1 protein-coding gene is annotated in these 1,256 nt (G+C 71.8%); it reads left to right on the top strand.

Annotated features, from left to right (window positions below; translation table 11 throughout):
- Window positions 1-1,256 (top strand): acetyl-CoA carboxylase biotin carboxylase subunit (locus tag JS756_RS35760; protein WP_205387431.1); only part of this gene is annotated, 1,256 nt, incomplete at both ends.

Genomic DNA, 1,256 nt, shown 5'->3' with positions numbered 1-1,256 from the left:
GCCGCGGATGAGGCGTTCGCTCTGGGCGGTGACACCCCGGCCACCAGCTACCTGGACATCGAGAAAGTACTCAAGGCCGCCCGCGAGTCCGGCGCGGACGCCATCCATCCCGGCTACGGGTTCCTGTCGGAGAACGCCGAGTTCGCGCAGGCGGTGCTGGACGCCGGCCTGATCTGGATCGGTCCGCCCCCGCAGGCGATCCGGGACCTGGGTGACAAGGTCGCCGCGCGGCACATCGCGCAGCGTGCCGGGGCGCCCCTGGTCGCCGGTACGGCCGACCCGGTCGGCGGGGCGGAGGAGGTCGTGGCGTTCGCGCGCGAGCACGGCCTGCCGATCGCGATCAAGGCCGCCTTCGGTGGTGGCGGGCGTGGCCTGAAGGTCGCCCGCACGCTGGAGGAGGTGCCGGAGCTGTACGAGTCGGCGGTGCGCGAGGCGGTCGCGGCGTTCGGTCGCGGCGAGTGCTTCGTGGAGCGCTACCTGGACCGTCCCCGGCACGTGGAGACGCAGTGCCTGGCCGACAAGCACGGCAACGTGGTCGTGGTCTCCACGCGTGACTGCTCCCTGCAGCGCCGGCACCAGAAGCTGGTGGAGGAGGCTCCGGCGCCGTTCCTGTCCGACGAGCAGGTCGCGGAGCTGTACCGGGCGTCGAAGGCGATCCTGAAGGAGGCCGCCTACGAGGGTGCCGGGACGTGCGAGTTCCTGGTCGGGCAGGACGGCACGATCTCCTTCCTGGAGGTCAACACGCGTCTGCAGGTGGAGCATCCGGTGACCGAGGAGGTCGCCGGGATCGACCTGGTGCGGGAGATGTTCCGGATCGCCGACGGCGAGGAACTCGGCTACGACGACCCCGCGCTGCGCGGGCACTCCTTCGAGTTCCGGATCAACGGTGAGGACCCGGGACGCAACTTCCTGCCCGCGCCGGGCACGGTCACCCGGTTCGACCCGCCCTCCGGCCCCGGTGTCCGGCTGGACGCGGGCGTGGAGTCCGGCAGCGTCATCGGCCCGGCCTGGGACTCGCTGCTGGCCAAGCTGATCGTCACCGGCCGCACCCGCAAGGAGGCGCTGGAACGCGCCGCGCGGGCGTTGGCGGAGTTCCAGGTCGAGGGCATGGCCACCGCCGTCCCCTTCCACCGCACCGTGGTCACCGACCCCGCCTTCGCACCCGAACTCACCGGCTCGGACGAGCCCTTCACGGTCCACACCCGCTGGATCGAGACCGAGTTCGTCAACGACATCACCCCCTTCGCCGCCCCCGC

Origin of the sequence: Streptomyces actuosus (genome assembly GCF_016921115.1) — a bacterium.
GTDB classification, from domain to species: Bacteria; Actinomycetota; Actinomycetes; order Streptomycetales; family Streptomycetaceae; genus Streptomyces; species Streptomyces actuosus_A.
The sequence above is the reverse complement of the archived record's forward strand: the minus strand, read 5'-3'. Positions and strand labels throughout refer to the sequence as shown.